The following is a 660-nucleotide window of genomic DNA, read 5'->3' as shown; positions in this document are numbered from 1 at the left end:
GTTTGAACGCGTTGACCAACGCATGTAACCAAAAAAGCAACCGTGAGCCAGTGATGGCATTGTCAGAATCTGACGTCCTTGATGCTGTTGATGCGTTGATTGAGCGTCGACTTGTCAGCGATGAGAGCGCTTTCAATAGCCGTGTTAGCAAGTACCAACATCGTTTTTGCAACACCGAGTTTGGCGATCTTAAATTGTCGGAGCAAGAGAAGGGCATCATCTGTTGCATGTTACTGCGCGGAGCGCAAACGCCAGGCGAGATCCGCACTCGAACCAACCGCCTTGCCACTTTCCACGATGTAAAAGAAGTAGAAGCTGTACTTGAGCATCTTGCTAGCGAAGATAAAGGTCCGCTTGTGGTGAAGTTACCTCGTGAAGCTGGTAAACGTGAATCTCGTTACATGCACTTGTTCTGTGGTGAAGTCGATGTGTCAGCAATGGCTGCGGCAGTTCCGGCTAATTCGTCAAGCTCAGAACGTGTCGCTAAGTTAGAGCAAGAAGTTGCCGAGTTAAGAGAAGAACTCGATGCATTGAAAGCGCAGGTAGAATCTCTACTTTCATGAGTGAAAGCGTTGAGCAGCACTGGAGCGTTTATCTGATCCGCAATAACCGTAATGCACTGTATTGCGGTGTTACCAATGACATCGAAAGGCGATTTAA

2 protein-coding genes are annotated in these 660 nt (G+C 47.9%); both read left to right on the top strand.

The window, feature by feature from the left end:
• On the top strand, nt 1-563 hold a 563-nt coding region (locus R7Q46_RS27620), incomplete at its 5' end, for a YceH family protein (RefSeq protein ID WP_318078342.1).
• On the top strand, nt 560-660 hold a 101-nt coding region (locus tag R7Q46_RS27615), incomplete at its 3' end, for a GIY-YIG nuclease family protein (RefSeq protein ID WP_318078343.1). The genes R7Q46_RS27620 and R7Q46_RS27615, both read left to right, overlap by 4 nt.

It is taken from the genome of Vibrio sp. 811, assembly GCF_033339195.1.
Note: the sequence above shows the minus strand (reverse complement) of the source record. Positions and strands in the feature narration are given on the sequence as shown.